Raw genomic sequence first — 17705 nt, 5'->3', positions numbered from 1 at the left:
GAAAATTCATGGCTAAGACATCAATGAAAATCAAACAGCAGCGCAAACCGAAATTCTCCACAAGAGAATACAGCCGTTGCAGAATCTGCGGACGTCCGCATGCTTATTTGAGAAAATATGGTATCTGCCGTATCTGCTTCCGTGAACTGGCATACAAAGGTCAGATTCCGGGCGTAAAGAAAGCAAGCTGGTAGGCACTGGCATTGAGCACTTGGCGAAGTCTTTTTGAGCCTAGTGCGAAAGCCGTTCTTTGAGCGAAGCGAAAAGAACTTCTCTGACAACTGTTAGTACAGAAGTTGCGAAGCGAGAAGAACTACCCTGATTGAGGCAGGACAATAGATTGAGAAAAAATAGAAGGAGGATACTTCCACATGACTATGAGTGATCCAATTGCAGATATGCTTACAAGAATCCGTAATGCAAATACTGCGAAACACGATACAGTAGATGTTCCGGCATCTAAGATGAAGATTGCTATCGCTGACATTCTGGTAGACGAAGGTTATATCACAAAGTATGATCTTGTTGAAGATGGTAACTTCAAGACAATGAGAATCACATTGAAATATGGCGCAGACAAGAACGAAAAAGTTATTTCCGGACTGAAGAGAATCTCCAAGCCAGGTCTTCGTGTTTATGCAAACAGCGAAGATATGCCGAAGGTACTCGGTGGACTGGGAACAGCAATCGTTTCCACCAACAAAGGTGTAATCACCGACAAAGAAGCAAGAAAGCTTGGCGTAGGCGGAGAAGTTCTTTGCTTTGTTTGGTAGCCTGAAAGCAACTTAATGAGAACGAGCGTGAGCAAAGTTCGAATTTAGTGCGAAGGCGTTCTTTGAGCTTGGCAAGGTGGTTTCGAGCTTAGCGAAAAGAACTCCCTATTAAGATATAGTAACTGAAAACAGAGTGAGCACCGACTCATTCCGAGAATTTAAGTTAAGGAGGAACAGGTATGTCACGTATTGGAAGACTGCCAGTTGCAATCCCGGCAGGAGTAACTGTTGAGATCGCAGAGAACAACGTTGTGACCGTTACAGGTCCTAAGGGAACACTTACAAAAGAGCTCCCGATCGAAATGGAAATCAAAAAAGAAGACGATAAGGTCGTTGTAACAAGACCGAATGATCTGAAGAAAATGAAATCTCTTCATGGTCTGACAAGAACACTGATCAACAACATGGTAATCGGTGTTACAGAAGGATATGAGAAAGTCCTGGAAGTAAACGGTGTTGGTTACAGAGCGGCTAAATCCGGAAATAAGCTGACATTAAGTCTGGGATATTCTCACCCGGTTGAAATGATCGATCCGGAAGGCGTTGAAACAGTTCTGGAAGGTCAGAATAAAATTACCGTAAAAGGTATCGACAAAGAAAAAGTCGGACAGTATGCAGCTGAGATCAGAGACAAGAGAAGACCTGAGCCATATAAGGGCAAGGGAATCAAGTACGCTGATGAAGTAATCAGACGCAAAGTCGGTAAGACAGGTAAAAAATAATTAAGGAGGGTGTGAAAATGGTTAGCAAAAAATCAAGAAGCGAAGTTCGCAGAAAAAAACATATGAAATTACGCAACCGTTTCAGCGGAACTGCTGAGAGACCGCGTTTAGCTGTATTCAGAAGTAACAACCATATGTACGCTCAGATCATTGACGATACAGTTGGTAACACATTGGTTTCCGCTTCCACTCTTCAGAAAGATGTGAAAGCAGAACTTGAAAAGACAAACAATGTTGATGCTGCAGCATACCTTGGAAAGGTCATTGCTGAAAAGGCAAAAGAGAAAGGTATCACAGAAGTTGTATTCGACAGAGGCGGCTTCATTTACCAGGGTAAGATCAAGGCATTAGCAGACGCAGCAAGAGAAGCTGGGCTGAATTTCTAGGAAGGGAGAACACATATGAGACAGGAACGCATTGATGCTAGTCAGTTTGAGTTAGAAGAAAAAGTGGTATCAATCAAACGTGTTACCAAGGTCGTAAAAGGTGGTCGTAACATGAGATTCACAGCTTTAGTAGTTGTTGGCGATGGTAATGGCCATGTTGGAGCAGGTTTAGGAAAGGCTGCAGAAATTCCGGAAGCAATCCGCAAAGGAAAAGAAGATGCAGCAAAGAACATGATCTCAGTAGCATTAGATGAGAACGAAAGCGTTACACATGACGTAATCGGAAAATTCGGTGGTGCATCCGTACTGCTGAAGAAAGCTCCGGACGGTACCGGAGTAATCGCCGGAGGTCCGGCTCGTGCGGTTATCGAGATGGCAGGAATCAAGAATATCCGTACAAAATCTCTGGGATCAAACAATAAACAGAACGTAGTGCTTGCTACCCTGGAAGGTCTGAAAGGAATTAAGACTCCGGAAGATGTTGCAAGATTGCGCGGAAAATCAGTAGAAGAGATCGTAGGCTAGTTCGGTAGGACTTTTCCTACCGCATAGGAGGTAAAACAATGGCAGATTTAAAAGTTACGTTAGTAAAGTCTACAATCGGCGCAGTACCAAAACACAAAAAGACCGTTGAGGCACTTGGATTGAAGAAACTGAACAAGACGGTCGTACTGCCGGACAATGCTGCTACTAGAGGAATGGTACAGCAGGTTAGACATTTAGTAAAAGTAGAAGAAGCATAGATAAGGAGGTACGGGTATGGACTTATCAAATTTGAGACCGGCTGACGGTTCAAAGCAGAGTGATAATTTCAGAAGAGGCCGTGGTCATGGTTCAGGAAACGGAAAGACAGCTGGAAAGGGCCACAAAGGTCAGAAAGCACGTTCCGGAGCACCGAGACCGGGCTTTGAAGGTGGTCAGATGCCGCTGTACAGAAGAATACCTAAGAGAGGATTCACATGCAGAAACTCTAAAGATATCGTAGGTATTAATCTGGATAGACTTGAAGTATTTGAAGACGGTGCAGTAGTAACCGTTGATTCCCTGGTAGAAGCAGGAATCGTTAAAAATACCAGAGATGGTGTTAAAATTCTTGGAAATGGAGAGTTGACTAAGAAGCTTACAGTTCAGGCTAATGCGTTTAGCGCAAAGGCAGCTGAGAAGATTGAGGCCCTTGGTGGTAAAGCAGAGGTGATTTAATGCTACAAACGATTCGTAAGGCATTTCAGATCGAGGACATAAGAAAAAGACTTTTCTATACGTTCATCATGCTTATCGTAGTTAGATTAGGGTCTGAGCTTCCGACTCCGGGTGTAAATCCGGAGTATATACAAGGATTTTTTGAGAATCAGACAGGTGATGCATTTAATTTTTTTAATGCATTCACCGGTGGTTCTTTTACACAGATGTCGGTGTTTGCACTGAGCATTACACCGTACATCACCTCTTCCATCATCATGCAGCTTCTCACCATTGCAATTCCGAAATTAGAGGAAATGCAGAAAGAGGGCGAAGATGGAAGAAAGAAGATCATGGCGATCACCCGTTATGTGACAGTAGGACTTGCATTGTTTGAGTCTACTGCAATGGCAATCGGATTCGGCAGAAGAGGTCTTCTGGAAGAATACAATTTTGTAAATGCTGCAATCGTGGTACTGACATTGACGGCCGGTTCCGCATTCCTGATGTGGGTTGGCGAGCGTATCACAGAAAAAGGTGTGGGAAATGGAATTTCTATCGTATTGTTGATCAATATTATTTCCCGTATGCCGGATGACTTCACAACATTGTTTGAGCAGTTCATCAAAGGAAAAACAATTGCAAAGGGAGCACTCGCAGCAGTGATCATCGTTGCAATTATCTTGGCAGTGGTTGTATTCGTTATTATTTTACAGGACGGTCAGAGAAGAATCGCTGTTCAGTACTCGCAGAAAGTACAGGGCAGAAAAATGTTCGGAGGCCAGTCCACACATATTCCGCTGAAAGTCAATACAGCAGGAGTTATCCCGGTTATTTTTGCGTCATCCCTGATGCAGATGCCGGTCATCATAGCCAGCTTCCTTGGAAAAGGAAATGGTACAGGGATTGGAAGTCAGATCCTGAAAGGCATGAGTTCTAGCAACTGGTGCAATCCGGATCAGCCGATTTACTCAATTGGTTTGGTTGTATATATTTTACTGACAATTTTCTTTGCTTATTTCTATACATCCATCACATTCAATCCGCTGGAAATTGCAAATAATATGAAGAAAAGCGGTGGATTTATTCCGGGAATCAGACCAGGAAAGCCAACGGTTGATTATTTGCAGAATATCCTGAACTACATTATCTTTATCGGTGCATGCGGACTGGTAATCGTTCAGGTAATTCCCTTCTTCTTTAATGGAGTATTTGGAGCCAACGTTTCATTTGGCGGAACATCTCTGATCATTATTGTGGGAGTTGTTTTAGAGACGATCAAACAGATCGAATCCCAGATGCTTGTCAGAAATTACACAGGCTTCCTGAATGTAAAATAGGAAGAGAAGATATGTTTAGCTCGATGTTGAGGGTGCTGCAAAGCTGCTGCTTGCGGCAGCCGCTGCTTCGGGTTAAAGTGCGTTATACCTCAGAATTAAAATGAGGAATCAATCAGACCGTGGAGGGACAATCTTATGAAAATCATTATGTTAGGTGCTCCGGGTGCCGGAAAAGGCACACAAGCAAAGAAAATTGCAGCAAAATATGAAATTCCGCATATTTCCACAGGAGATATCTTCCGTGCAAATATTAAAAACGGAACCGAGCTTGGCAAAAAAGCAAAGACTTACATGGATCAGGGACTTCTGGTACCGGATGAACTGGTGGTAGATCTGGTTGTTGACCGTGTGAATCAGGATGACTGTACAAAAGGCTATGTGCTGGATGGATTCCCGAGAACCATTCCACAGGCTGAGGCACTGGACGCTGCATTGGAAAAAATGGGACAGAAAATTGATTATGCAATCGATGTAGATGTTCCGGATGAAAATATCATCAACAGAATGTCAGGCAGAAGAGCATGCGTAGATTGCGGAGCAACCTATCATATTGTATATGCACCGACGAAAAAGGAAAACATCTGTGATAACTGCGGAGGAGGTCTGATCCTTCGTGATGATGACAAACCGGAGACGGTAAAGAAACGTCTGGATGTATATCATGAGCAGACACAGCCGCTGATCGACTACTATACAAAAGCCGGAGCGCTCAGAACAGTAGATGGAACCATCGATATTGACGAGGTGTTTGCGGCAATCGTAAAGATTCTGGAGGATAAATAGATTGATAGAAGTCGGAATGCTTGCCAGATCAAAGGCAGGACATGATAAAGACCAGATCTTTGTGATCATAAAGACAGAACAGGAATATGTATATCTGGCAGACGGAAAAACAAGAACCGTCTGCCGACCAAAGAAAAAGAAACAGAAACATATTCAGATTATAAAGGAAAAGCAGGATATCACCGGGGTGGATGATGCAAAATTAAGAAAGATTATCAGAAATTACCGGGAAACAGCAAAGACGATTTAGGAGGATATAGAATGTCAAAAGCTGATGTAATCGAAATTGAAGGAACCGTTGTAGAAAAATTGCCGAACGCAATGTTTCAGGTTGAATTGGAAAATGGCCACCAGGTACTGGCCCATATCAGCGGAAAGCTGCGTATGAATTTTATTAAGATCCTGCCGGGGGATAAGGTAACATTGGAACTTTCTCCATATGATCTTTCAAAGGGAAGAATTATCTGGAGAGATAAATAAAAAAGTATTGACTTTCCACAGACGCTGATGCTATAATGTAATGCGAACTGTTTAGGGATAGGTATGTCCAAAAACAGGTAACAATATAGTCTGGTAGTGGATGGAAGGAGGTTTTTAGCATGAAGGTTAGATCATCAGTAAAACCGATCTGCGAGAAATGCAAGGTAATTAAGAGAAAAGGAAGTATCAGAATTATCTGCGAAAATCCAAAGCACAAACAGAGACAAGGCTAATTAATAAGAAAGGCAAGCGGAAACGCAGCTTGAATTTAGAATTAACTTGATTTTTGTGCAAACAAATTAGGCGGCTGATAGTTGACACACCAGGAAGTGTGTAGACTATTTAATATATATTGAGCCTGTGAGCTTCAATGTATATTGCTTATAATACCGGCCCGTCATTGCTGAGTATGTACCGTCAGCGGCCGGAAAGGGCGTGCAAATGCAAAGCACCGCCTGGGCGCAGTCTAAAAGAACAAGACGTAGACAAGGAAAAGTTGTCGCGCGCCCCAGTTAGGGACAATATGAATGTAATTAGAAAATGGAGGAAAAACACATGGCTCGTATTGCAGGTGTAGACTTACCAAGAGACAAACGTGTCGAAATCGGACTGACTTATATTTATGGAATCGGTAGAACAAGTGCTACCCGTATCCTGGAACAGGCTGGAGTAGATCCGAACACACGTGTAAGAGATTTGACTAGTGAAGATGTAAAGAAGATCAGCGCAGTGATCGATGAGACACAGTTGGTAGAAGGTGATCTCAGAAGAGAGATCCAGCTGAACATCAAGCGTCTGAAAGAAATCGGATGCTACCGTGGAATCCGTCACAGAAAAGGACTTCCGGTACGTGGTCAGAAGACAAAGACCAATGCAAGAACATGCAAGGGTCCGAAGAGAACAGTTGCAAACAAGAAGAAATAATTAGATTGAGAGAAAGTAGGTTAGTTTAAATGGCAAAGAAAGTTACCAAAAAAGTGACAAAGAAACGTGTCAAGAAAAACGTTGAACACGGACAGGCACACATCCAGTCATCTTTCAATAATACAATCGTAACATTGACAGATAGTCAGGGAAATGCTCTTTCATGGGCAAGTGCAGGCGGTCTGGGATTTAGAGGTTCAAGGAAATCTACTCCATATGCAGCACAGATGGCAGCTGAGACAGCAGCAAAGGCAGCATTGGTACATGGACTGAAGACCGTAGACGTATTTGTAAAGGGTCCTGGTTCAGGAAGAGAAGCAGCAATCCGTGCACTTCAGGCATGCGGAATTGACGTAACAAGTATCAGAGACGTAACTCCGGTACCGCATAACGGATGTCGCCCACCAAAACGTAGAAGAGTGTAGTGTAAGGAGGAAGAATAGAACATGGCAGTAAACAGAGTTCCGGTTCTTAAAAGATGTCGTTCCCTTGGTATGGATCCGATCTATTTAGGAATTACGAAGAAATCAAATAGACAGTTAAAGAGATCAAACCGTAAAATGAGCGAGTATGGTCTTCAGTTAAGAGAAAAACAGAAAGCAAAATTCATCTATGGTGTTCTGGAGAAACCTTTCAGAAACTACTATGCAAAAGCAAAACAGATGGAAGGTATGACAGGTGAGAACCTGATGGTACTTCTGGAATCCAGACTGGACAGCGTTGTATTCCGTATGGGATTCGCAAGAACCAGAAGAGAAGCCAGACAGATCGTAGATCACAAGCACGTACTTGTAAACGGTAAGCAGGTAAACATTCCTTCTTATCTGATCAAAGCCGGTGATGTAATCGAGATCAAAGAAAGCAAGAAGAACACAACCAGATATAAAGAAATTATGGAAGCAACAGCCGGAAACCTGATTCCTGAGTGGCTGGATGTAAATTCAGAAAACCTGCAGGGAACAGTGAAAGAACTTCCGAAGAGAGAAGCTATCGATGTTCCGGTAGACGAGATGCTGATCGTCGAGCTGTATTCTAAATAATAGCTTGTTGTAACAGAATTAGCAGATATAAGTGGATATCCCTCAACATAATTTAACCCATAAGGAGGGTCTGTGTAGTGTTTGATTTTAATAAACCTAATATTGAAATTACAGAAATTTCAGATGATAAAAAATATGGTCGGTTTGTTGTAGAACCATTGGAAAGAGGATACGGAACAACTCTTGGAAACTCTCTGAGAAGAATTATGCTGTCCTCCCTTCCGGGTGCAGCAATCAGTTCTGTAAAGATTGATGGTGTACTTCACGAATTCAGCTCTATTCCTGGCGTAAAGGAAGATGTAACTGAGATCATCATGAACTTAAAGACACTGGCAATCAAAAATACATCTGAATCAGATGAAGTTAAGACTGCTTATATTGAGTTTGAAGGTGAGGGCGTTGTAACGGGTGCAGATATTCAGGCGGATTCTGATATCGAGATTGTAAACCCGGAAACAGTCATTGCTACCTTAAATGGCGGTAAAGACAGCAAGTTATATATGGAACTTACTATTACAAAGGGTAGAGGATATGTCAGCTCAGACAAGAATAAGACCGAGGATCTGCCGATTGGTGTGATCCCGATTGATTCTATCTATACTCCGGTTGAGCGTGTAAACCTCACAGTGGAGAATACCCGTGTAGGTCAGATCACTGACTATGATAAACTGACATTAGATGTATGGACAAAAGGTACTTTGATGCCGGATGAGGCTGTCAGCCTTGCTGCAAAGGTACTGAATGAACATCTGAAACTCTTCATCGATCTGTCCGAAGTTGCAAAGTCAGCAGAAGTAATGATCGAGAAGGAAGATGACGAGAAAGAAAAGGTTCTGGAGATGAGCATCGATGAACTGGAACTTTCCGTACGTTCTTACAACTGTCTGAAGAGAGCAGGAATCAATACAGTCGAAGAACTGACTAATAAGACTTCAGAAGATATGATGAAAGTTCGTAACCTCGGACGGAAATCTTTGGAAGAAGTCCTCGCAAAACTCAAAGAGTTAGGCTTAGAATTAAGCTCAGGAGACGAATAAGCAAGGTACCCCCAATTATTATCAACAAATTCCTGTCGGTAAGCCCGAAGAGCGCGGCAGGGCATTGATTCAGTAAGCCCGAAGAGCGTGGATGAATGTAAGCAAATGGAGGAAAGAATAAAATGGCAATGTATAGAAAACTTGGAAGAACATCCAGTCAGAGAAAAGCCCTGATCAGAAATCAGGTAACAGCACTTCTTGCTAACGGTAAGATCGTTACAACAGAAGCAAAAGCAAAAGAAATCCGTAAAGAAGCTGAAAAGCTGATTGCACTTGCAGTTCGTGAGAAAGATAACTTCGAAGAAGTAACTGTAAAGGCTAAAGTTGCACGGAAAGACAAAGACGGAAAACGTGTAAAAGAAGTTGTAGACGGAAAGAAAGTAACTGTTTATGATGAAGTAGAAAAGACCATCAAGAAAGATGCTCCGAGCAGACTTCATGCAAGAAGACAGATGCTGAAAGTTCTCTATCCTGTAAAAGAAGTTGAAGCAGGAAAGAAGAGAAGTGCAAAAGAAGTTGATCTGGTTGACAAGCTGTTCAACGAATATGCACCGAAATACGCTGACCGCAATGGTGGATACACCAGAATCGTTAAGATCGGTCTTCGTAAAGGTGATGCAGCAATGGAAGTACTTCTTGAGCTGGTATAAGTCATATTATGAGATTTGATAAATAAGTGATAAAATAGAGCCTTCAAAATGGCGTTTGCCATTTTTGAAGGCTCTATTTGTTATTAATCGTTGACTTTGGGGTGTTAAAAAAGAATATATTTCTCTAAACTATAAAGAGAATGGACGGAACTTCAAAATGTACATATATGTGATATAATAAAAATATATAGAATAATTCATGTAGCATAGGAACAGAAAAAACAATTAATCTGGCGGTAATCAGGTGTTAAGAAGACTATGAAGGTGTAGATGTACATGAGAACATGCGATAAAATTAAACAAGATATATAGTATAGTAACAAAATGAGCAAAAGATTTTTAGAGTTTAATGATAATCTTGTCGGTGGTTATGGCAATTACATATGTTATTTATTCTAAAACAGTGATAGTGAACAGTGTAATCTCAAAGAATCAAAAACATTTATAATTGGTATTGGAGGAGTGTAAATATGTATAAAAGATTTATTTCTATAATTCAGGATTTGACTGAGGGTGGACATTATAAAGTTGATGATTTTGCGAGAAAATATGCTGTATCTAAACAGACGATTCGAAATGATATTAACAGTATTAATAAATTTTTAAGAAATTGTAATTTGAGTGAAGTAAAAATAGTAAATGATCGGATAGAAAACAGAGAGAGTTTGATATACGGAAAAAAATTTATTAATACATATATAGAAAATAATTTATATGCATACAAATTTTCAAAAGATGAATTGGTTTTTTTGAGTTGTGTGATATTGTTATATGAAAAAGACTATATCACGATCGATGAGATTTCCGAGAGACTGTTGGTTAGTCGTACTACATATATAAATAATCTTGTAATGTTAAAAAAATATATGGAAACATTGGGACTGCATTTTGTGAGTTCATCAAATAAAGGGCTTAAAATTAAAGATACTGAACAGACTCGAAGAGAAGCGATGATAAAAATGTTAAAGCAATGTATAAAAGAAAATCGGTTTTTATTACTTTTAATTGTGAAAAATACAGCGTTTTTTCAATATGATTACAGATCTGTCATTAAAAGAATATTGAATATGGTAAAAAAAGAATATATGGTAGAGTTGACAGATTTCTCTTATAAATTGTTGGAGTATTATCTGGTATTTTCTATAGAAAAAATGAAATCCGGTGAATATATAAAAGACGAAGCAGAAATTATAAATCCCGAGGATTATATTATAGCAGAACAAATTATGAAACGGATTAGTGATACTCTTGAAATAGAAATACCAGAACAGGAAACGCAGTTTGTATGTAATCTTTATAGTAGTATCTTATCATACAAGTCGCCGAAGATGAATTATGACCAATCATTGCATATCCAAATCTTGACAAGAAAATTAATCAAGGATATGTCTGCTTCGCTGATGATTGATTTAAACAGTAATTTTACATTATTTAATAATTTATCAAATCATTTAATTGCTTTATATTCAAGGAAACCTATGGATGAAAAATTGGATTTAGTACTGGAAGAAGTGAAAGAAAACAATAGTGATATTGTAAAAACATTAGAACATAATTTGCGTACATTAGAATTATATTATTCGAGGAGCTTTACAGAAGTTGAAATATTATATATAGCAGTTCATTTTTGTGCTGCCATTGAACAGTATAAACAGGACACTTTTGTTTATGATGCTGTACTGATTTCTAATGAGAGAAAAGGGACAATAGAGTTAATTTGTGCAAAATTGAATTTGTTAAAAAATCTCCATATAGTTCATATTTTAAACTCGCATGAATTGCAGGATATAGATACATTTAATGAGGATCTGTTGATTACAACAGAGCCTATTTTTAATAATTCGATACGGACAATTCGAATTTCGAATCTAGTTACAGAAGAAAATATACAAACAATATCAGGAGTATTACATGATCTGATAAAGAATAATATTGCACCCAAAAATCAGGAAAATGATTTAGCTAAGATACGCAATCAAATAAGTCATACAGTACAATTGTATATTGAAGACGAAAAAAAATGTCAAGATGCAATTTTTGAGATATCGGAAGTAGTACTCAATGTTTTACACCAAAATACGAAACGAGAATATTATTTTAAAGAGGAAACCCTGTCTTTAAGTCAATTATGTCTATCTCAGTTAATGCAATTAGATATAAAAAGTAGGACATGGCAGGATGCCATTATACAATCTGCAAAGCCTTTAGTAAAATATGGTTATGTAGAAGAGAGTTATGCAGATTCTATTATCGAAATTACGAGAGAATATGGACCATATTATATTGTTATGCCGGGAGTTGCAATTGCACATGGAAGTCCTCGAGAAAAATGCTTTAAACCAGGAATTAGTTTTTCTCGACTAAACCATGCTGTTTATTTTGGTGAGGACGATTCAACATTAATAAAGTATATATTTACATTATCTACCGTAGATAAACAGATGCATTTAAATGGTTTGTTTCAATTGCATAATATTCTGGGAAAGGAAGAGTTTTTAACCTTGCTTAGTAGTGCTAAGGTACCTGAAGAAATTTATTCATATATTCTAAGGAAGTGTTAATTAAATAATGAAGAAGGATATAATAATATTTCAGGTATTATTTGTTTTGTAAATTGACCTGGTATTTTATATTTAAGTGTCTGGTTATGGGATTTCCCTAAGGCCAGGCATTTTTTTGCTTAAAAAGATAGATAGCAATAGTTAAGATGAAATGCATCAGAGTGCTCTGCTTAATTTATAAACATGGAAGGAGCATTTAAAAACAGTATATGTTTTTAAATAATAACAAAAAAAGTTGGACTAATCATTTTAAACAATTGCTGTTATTATAAAAATACATTCAGAGAACGTGTACACAAAACTGATTCTTTAATTTGAAAGAAAAGAGGCATTGGATATGAAAAAAATTGTATTTGCTTTTGACGGAAGACGGTATCCGGATCCGTATCAGGGCAGGGAAGACATTTCAGAGCTAATTGATCAGTGTTCCACATATGGATATGAAGTAGTTCGGACATATGATAATGGTCTGTTTTGTGAAGGTGGTGATTATCGTTCGGTAGCAAAGAGAATTGAAGACGAAGGCCCTGACTGGGTTAAATATTCTGATGAATATTTAGAAATTATGAAAGATGCAGACGCACTGGTTGTTATGTACAATGGAGTAAATAAGATTTTACTGGAGCATTCTCCTAAATTAAAATATATTGCGGTTATGCGTAGCGGACTTGAAAATATAGATATAGAAGAATGCAAAAAGCGTGGAATTACAGTAAGTAATTGTCCGGGTAAAGTTTCAGAACCTGTTTCAGAAATGGCATGTGCGATGATTCTTGATGCGATGCGAGGAATTACTTTGGTGAATACCAATTGGGTACCGGGAACAGGTTTTCAGGCTATCGATAACAGTAAGTTATCATATGAAACTACATTAGGTATCGTAGGTTTTGGAATTATTGGCAAGAAAGTGATGAAAAAACTAAGTGGTTTTGATTTTAAAGTACTAGCTTATGATCCTTTTGCAAAAAAAGAAGATGAAGATATATACGGAGTGAAGTTTGTAGATTTAGATACACTTATGCAGCAGTCGGATATTATTTCTGTGCATGCGAGATTACTGCCTGCTACAGAAAAATTGATTGGTACCAAAGAGATAGCGTTAATGAAAGAAAACGCAGTTTTGGTAAACACTGCAAGAGCGGGGCTTGTAGATGAAGATGCATTGATTATTGCATTAAGTGAACATAAGATTAAAGCAGCTGTGTTAGATGTTTTCAGAGAGGAACCTCTACCAGATGATCATATTCTGCATCGGTTAGATAATGTAGTTATTACACCCCATATGGCTGGGAATGCAGGGGATGTTATGCTTTTATCGGTGCGAATCATGATGGAAGAAATTTTGCGTTACTTAAAAAAAGAGAAACTTCTATATAAAGTAGTATAAGGGAGGAAAAGATATGAAATATGGATTTATTGGCTTGGGAAATATGGGGCATTTTATGGCTAAACACTGTATCGATGCCGGTTATGAAATGATAGTTTCATCAAACACAGTATATCAAAAAGAGCTTGATGAAATGGTGGAAAAAGGTGCGGTTAAAACGGATTCTAATGTTGAAATTGGAAAAAGTGCAGAACGGGTGTTTTTATGTTTGCCTAATGAAGATATTGTGGAAGAGGTAATTAAAGAAATTGTAGAAGTTGAGGATTCTAAAGTCCGAGAAATTTACGACTTTAGTACAGTGGGACCTAATTTTTCTAAAAGACAGGGGAAAAATGGGGAGACAAAAGGATATGCATATTATGACTGCCCGATTGCAGGAGGAGTTATTGGGGCAGAATCAGGGACTTTGTCCATTATGATAGGATGTGAGGAGAAAGAGTTTGAAAAAGTAAAAGAGATTGTATCTCCTATGGGCAAAAACATTATGCATGCAGGGGCGCTTGGAAGTGGGTCGGCTACCAAAATGTTTAATAATTACTTAGGAGGAGCAGATTTAGTTGCTTGTTGCGAAGTAATGGTTATGGCGAAGCAGTTAGATATGGATGTAGAAAGATTATTTTCAATTATAAATAAGAGTACTGGACGTAACTTTGCAACCGAGAATGCGATTCCAGGCTTTCTGAAAAATAGAAATTTTATTCCGGGGTTTGCAACGGATTTATTTTATAAAGACATTAATATTGCGTTACAGACAGCCGATGAGTTGAAATTGCCTGTATCAATTGGACCAGCTACTTTGCATGCTTTTGGAGCAACCCGCGCAATGGGATTTGGAAAGGAACATAGTATTGCAGTTGTTAAGTATTATGAGGCACTGGCTAATGTGAAAGTAAATGAAGAAAAAAATTAGAAAAGAGAGGAAAATAAATGTTAGTAAATACAAAAAATATCTTAGAGGAGGCAAAAAAAGGAGGATATGCAGTGGGGGCATTTAACCTGTTGTCACATCCTACTGTAGAAGCAATCTTAAATGTTGCTGAAGAGACAAACACACCTGTAATTGTTCAAATTAATGATTGGGTTGATCCGAATTTAGCGATTGCCCGCCGCAAATCTCAGTTTGAAGCGGATACTTTTATGAACTATTTGGTTGACCGATGTAAAGCGTCTCCAGTTCCTGTTGCTATAAACCTGGATCACTGTAAAACATATGAGGGGTGTATGCGTGGCATTAAGTGGGGATGTACATCTGTTATGATTGATGGATCGGAGTTACCCGTAGAAGAAAATATCAAATTGACAAAAGCGGTTGTAAATACAGCTCATGCTTGTGGGGTTTCTGTGGAAGCAGAAATTGGACATGTTGGTGGACGTGCGGATGACACCGTGAAAGAAGATGTTTACACCACAGTGGAAGAAGCAAATCTGTTTTATAAAAAGACGGGAGTTGATATGCTGGCTGTATCTATAGGTACAACACATGGAGTATATTTAAAAAAACCAAAGTTGAATTTTGATAGAATTAGTGAATTGAATAAAAACATTTCGATTCCATTGGTCATGCATGGCGGAAGTGGATTAACGCCAGGTGATTATATTGAATGTGCAAAACGTGGTATTACAAAGATTAATTTTGCAACATATATGTTTATGGAAGGCGGCAAGTATATAAAAGAGACACTTGAAAAGAATGCGGATAAACCAGCCGAATTTAATACACTATTGAAAGCGGGAATAGAAGGTCAAAAAGCAATTATTCGTGAGCATATCGAATATTTTGGTACAAAGAAATATGATGAAATTTTCAGACAATAAATGTGGGTATGCAGAGTAGGGGCTGATAAAAAATAATGAAATCAAGCGTTTATGATACTTAAAATACCTAATAAATTCAGCAAGGAGGGAAAATGGCAACCATAACAGTTAAGACAGTAACAAATGCAGAACGGGAAAATATTCGTCGCTGTATGGAAGAGTATCCAGATCCTATTGGAGCAAAAAACTGGAAGGTCGATGACGCTCTGATTCAAGAAATTAAAGATCTTAAGAAGAGTGAGCGGCTTGAACGGATGAGGCAGACCTATTTGAATTCAAGACAGCAAATTTATATTAAGGATCGTTGCAAGCTTATTAATAAAAGTTACAAAGAAACAGTTGGCGAAGATGTGAATATTCGAAGTGCAAAGGCTTTGGCAGAAGTTTTGGAGAATTACCCAGTCACTATTCGTGAGGATGAACTGATTGTAGGGTCTGTTACTCCGACGATGAGAGGCTGCCTGTGGTTTCCGGAAGTATCGGATTGGCTGATTGATGAAATTGATACAATATGCACGAGGGAATATAACCCGACCTTTATTTCAGAGGAAGATAAGGAATATTATTTGAAAGAGGTACATCCGTATTGGAAAGACAGATGTAGTTTTGCCAGCATTCAGAAGCAGCTTCCTGATGAAGTGAGAGAAAAACAAAATTATGGCCTGTGGAGTTGTGGAATTGGTATGCAACAACATGTGGGACATATCCTATCGTTAGACAAACATCGCCTGGAAAGAGGAATTGGCTGGTATAAAGAGAGGGCACAGGAATTAATTGATACCACTGATAAATCAGATCCTCAATATATCGACAAGTATCATTATTGGAAATCGATTATCATAATTTGTGATGCAATTCATATGTTTGCCCTTCGGTATTCTGCTGAGGCAAAGCGGCAAGCAGAAAAAACACAGAATGAAAAGAGAAAAAAGGAACTATTATTGATTTCTGATACGTTAAAAAAGGTTCCATGGGGAAAACCAGATACATTTTATGAAGCGGTTCAGTCAGCATGGTTTATGCAATTGATCTATTATTATGAGAATAATTCGGTTGCGCAATCTCCAGGACGTATTGACCAGAAGTTTTATGAATATTTTAAAAAAGATGTAATAGATGGAAAGGAGCTATCGCTAGAAGCAGCGAAAGAAATACTTTGTAGTTATTGGATCAAGATTGCAGAAACAAATAAAGTATATACAGAAGCTGAATCAAGATTCAGAACAGGTAATCCCATGTTCCAAAATATCAGTCTGGGTGGAGAAGATGAGAAAGGGAATTGTGCAATTAATGAACTGAGCTATTTGTGTCTGAAAGTAGAAGAATTTGTGCACCTGGATCAGCCTAATACTGGGGTTTGGATTGATAAATCCGCAACTAAGGATTTCATTGAAACAGCATTGAAGGTCGTTGGAACAGGAGGAGGAAAGCCAATGTTTTTGGGAAGCGAATCCAGAATCCAACATTTTAAAAATTTATGTGGATTACCAGAAGAAGCTGCAAGAAAAAATGATTCTGTTTGTTGCTCTTTCATGTGGAATCCTTACTTGCCCAATATGGATCATTGCGCAGATATTAATCCTGGGGTCGCACTGGAGTATGTGTTTACAAATGGAAAAGATAGAAAAACGGGCAAACAGATTGGTCCGATGACTGGGGATCCTACAAAATTTAAGTCTGTAAAAGAAATTTTTAGTGCGTTAGTAAAACAGATTGAATATGGAATTCAAATGGCATGTCTACATGCAAGTACGATATATAAGGTTTGGGAAGAAATGTTCCCTGCACCATATACATCGATGTTTCAGGGGACATGTTTGACGGATGGAAAAGATATTACAAAAGGCGGTTCGCTGGGACACATGAGCGCCACACAGGTTTCCGTAGGACTGGTCAATGTCATTGATTCTTTGGCGGCAATTGAGAAAGTGGTATTTGATGAAAAAAATGTTACCATGACAGAACTGATTAGGGCTTTAGATAGTAATTTTAATGGATATGAACATTTGCAAGCGGAATTGCTTAAGGCACCAAAATATGGAAATGATGATGAATATGCGGATCGGTGGATTCCGAGAATTCAGAAGGTCTTAGATCATACATATCTTAATTATCCAATGCGGTTTGGACGCCTGAGAAAAAATCCAGTGTATATCCATCTTTCAGCTGGAGTCCTGTATGGAAGTATGATTGGTGCTACACCAGATGGAAGGAAGAGTGGAATGCCATTGGCTGAAGGGGGAATTTCCCCAATGCAGGGATTGGAACTCAAAGGTCCATCTGCTTCTATGAGAAGTGCTTCAAAATGGGATTATGAGGAAATTAATTCTGTAGTGTATAATCAGAAATTTCATCCACGTACATTTGAAAATCAAGATGATATTGCAAAATTAGCTACTTTAGTAAAAATCTTTTTGTCAAAAATGGGACAGCACAACAATGGGACAGCGCATATACAGATAAATGTTGTTTCGGCAGAAACGTTGAGAGATGCGCAGAAAAACCCGGAGAATTACAGGGATTTGATTATACGAGTAGCTGGCTATACTGCGTTTTTTACTGAAATTTCGCGTGATTTACAGGATGATTTGATTGCAAGAGTTGAATTTGAAAGAGTTAATTAGGAGA

The 17705-nt window shown here is 38.7% G+C and carries 22 protein-coding genes; all 22 read left to right on the top strand.

Annotated features, from left to right (window positions below; translation table 11 throughout):
• Positions 1-8: 8 nt before the first annotated feature.
• The 22 genes from KGMB01110_RS05845 (at position 9) to KGMB01110_RS05740 (ending at position 17701) form a co-directional block, all read left to right on the top strand.
• Positions 9-194 carry a type Z 30S ribosomal protein S14 gene (locus KGMB01110_RS05845; RefSeq protein WP_004847508.1) on the top strand — a complete coding sequence of 62 codons (186 nt, stop codon included), beginning with the start codon at positions 9-11 and terminating at the stop codon, positions 192-194.
• 177 nt (positions 195-371) lie between these two features.
• Complete coding sequence (gene rpsH / locus KGMB01110_RS05840; RefSeq protein WP_117603116.1) at positions 372-773, top strand: 30S ribosomal protein S8; 402 nt, start codon at positions 372-374, stop codon at positions 771-773.
• 179 nt (positions 774-952) lie between these two features.
• Positions 953-1495 carry a 50S ribosomal protein L6 gene (gene rplF / locus KGMB01110_RS05835; RefSeq protein ID WP_117603115.1) on the top strand — a complete coding sequence of 181 codons (543 nt, stop codon included), beginning with the start codon at positions 953-955 and terminating at the stop codon, positions 1493-1495.
• Positions 1496-1512: 17 nt separating this feature from the next.
• A complete protein-coding gene (gene rplR / locus KGMB01110_RS05830) occupies positions 1513-1881 on the top strand; it encodes a 50S ribosomal protein L18 (RefSeq protein ID WP_117603114.1) in 369 nt (122 codons plus the stop codon).
• A 15-nt stretch (positions 1882-1896) separates the two neighbouring features.
• Positions 1897-2406, top strand: coding sequence for a 30S ribosomal protein S5 (rpsE, locus tag KGMB01110_RS05825; protein WP_117603113.1), 510 nt, complete (start codon positions 1897-1899; stop codon positions 2404-2406).
• A 38-nt stretch (positions 2407-2444) separates the two neighbouring features.
• Positions 2445-2624 (top strand): 50S ribosomal protein L30, encoded by a 180-nt coding sequence (rpmD, locus tag KGMB01110_RS05820; protein ID WP_117603112.1) that lies wholly within the window; start codon positions 2445-2447, stop codon positions 2622-2624.
• A gap of 16 nt (positions 2625-2640) precedes the next feature.
• Entirely contained in the window at positions 2641-3081 is a 441-nt protein-coding gene (gene rplO, locus KGMB01110_RS05815; protein ID WP_117603111.1) for a 50S ribosomal protein L15, read from the top strand.
• On the top strand, positions 3081-4400 hold the full coding sequence (secY, locus tag KGMB01110_RS05810; RefSeq protein ID WP_117603110.1) for a preprotein translocase subunit SecY: 1320 nt from the start codon (positions 3081-3083) through the stop codon (positions 4398-4400). Before rplO ends, secY begins: the two co-directional genes overlap by 1 nt.
• A 135-nt stretch (positions 4401-4535) precedes the next feature.
• Positions 4536-5183 (top strand): adenylate kinase, encoded by a 648-nt coding sequence (locus KGMB01110_RS05805; protein WP_117603109.1) that lies wholly within the window; start codon positions 4536-4538, stop codon positions 5181-5183.
• A 1-nt stretch (position 5184) separates the two neighbouring features.
• Positions 5185-5433 carry a KOW domain-containing RNA-binding protein gene (locus tag KGMB01110_RS05800; RefSeq protein WP_306307825.1) on the top strand — a complete coding sequence of 83 codons (249 nt, stop codon included), beginning with the start codon at positions 5185-5187 and terminating at the stop codon, positions 5431-5433.
• 11 nt (positions 5434-5444) lie between these two features.
• The gene (gene infA, locus KGMB01110_RS05795) at positions 5445-5663 is read left to right on the top strand and encodes a translation initiation factor IF-1 (RefSeq protein WP_004607275.1); all 219 of its coding nucleotides are present in this window, start codon (positions 5445-5447) and stop codon (positions 5661-5663) included.
• A 119-nt stretch (positions 5664-5782) separates the two neighbouring features.
• On the top strand, positions 5783-5896 hold the full coding sequence (rpmJ, locus tag KGMB01110_RS05790) for a 50S ribosomal protein L36 (RefSeq protein ID WP_003022746.1): 114 nt from the start codon (positions 5783-5785) through the stop codon (positions 5894-5896).
• Positions 5897-6218: 322 nt separating this feature from the next.
• Entirely contained in the window at positions 6219-6587 is a 369-nt protein-coding gene (gene rpsM, locus KGMB01110_RS05785; protein WP_117603108.1) for a 30S ribosomal protein S13, read from the top strand.
• A 29-nt stretch (positions 6588-6616) separates the two neighbouring features.
• Positions 6617-7012, top strand: coding sequence for a 30S ribosomal protein S11 (rpsK, locus tag KGMB01110_RS05780; RefSeq protein ID WP_117603107.1), 396 nt, complete (start codon positions 6617-6619; stop codon positions 7010-7012).
• A 21-nt stretch (positions 7013-7033) separates the two neighbouring features.
• Entirely contained in the window at positions 7034-7627 is a 594-nt protein-coding gene (gene rpsD / locus KGMB01110_RS05775) for a 30S ribosomal protein S4 (protein WP_117603106.1), read from the top strand.
• A 77-nt stretch (positions 7628-7704) separates the two neighbouring features.
• A complete protein-coding gene (locus KGMB01110_RS05770) occupies positions 7705-8664 on the top strand; it encodes a DNA-directed RNA polymerase subunit alpha (RefSeq protein ID WP_117603105.1) in 960 nt (319 codons plus the stop codon).
• Positions 8665-8786: 122 nt separating this feature from the next.
• Positions 8787-9314, top strand: a complete 528-nt coding sequence (locus KGMB01110_RS05765) for a bL17 family ribosomal protein (protein WP_117603104.1) — start codon at positions 8787-8789, stop codon at positions 9312-9314.
• 470 nt (positions 9315-9784) lie between these two features.
• Positions 9785-11875, top strand: a complete 2091-nt coding sequence (locus tag KGMB01110_RS05760) for a BglG family transcription antiterminator (RefSeq protein WP_119297803.1) — start codon at positions 9785-9787, stop codon at positions 11873-11875.
• Positions 11876-12212: 337 nt separating this feature from the next.
• A complete protein-coding gene (locus KGMB01110_RS05755) occupies positions 12213-13262 on the top strand; it encodes a 2-hydroxyacid dehydrogenase (RefSeq protein ID WP_117603098.1) in 1050 nt (349 codons plus the stop codon).
• Between the two features lie 13 nt (positions 13263-13275).
• On the top strand, positions 13276-14172 hold the full coding sequence (locus tag KGMB01110_RS05750; protein ID WP_117603097.1) for an NAD(P)-dependent oxidoreductase: 897 nt from the start codon (positions 13276-13278) through the stop codon (positions 14170-14172).
• Positions 14173-14189: 17 nt separating this feature from the next.
• Positions 14190-15077, top strand: a complete 888-nt coding sequence (locus KGMB01110_RS05745) for a class II fructose-bisphosphate aldolase (protein WP_117603096.1) — start codon at positions 14190-14192, stop codon at positions 15075-15077.
• A 92-nt stretch (positions 15078-15169) separates the two neighbouring features.
• Positions 15170-17701: a pyruvate formate lyase family protein gene (locus KGMB01110_RS05740; protein ID WP_119297802.1), complete on the top strand. Its 2532-nt coding sequence runs from the start codon at positions 15170-15172 to the stop codon at positions 17699-17701.
• Positions 17702-17705 lie beyond the last annotated feature (4 nt).

The sequence above is a fragment of the Mediterraneibacter butyricigenes genome (assembly GCF_003574295.1).
GTDB classification, from domain to species: domain Bacteria; phylum Bacillota; class Clostridia; order Lachnospirales; family Lachnospiraceae; genus Mediterraneibacter_A; species Mediterraneibacter_A butyricigenes.
Note: the sequence above shows the minus strand (reverse complement) of the source record. Positions and strands in the feature narration are given on the sequence as shown.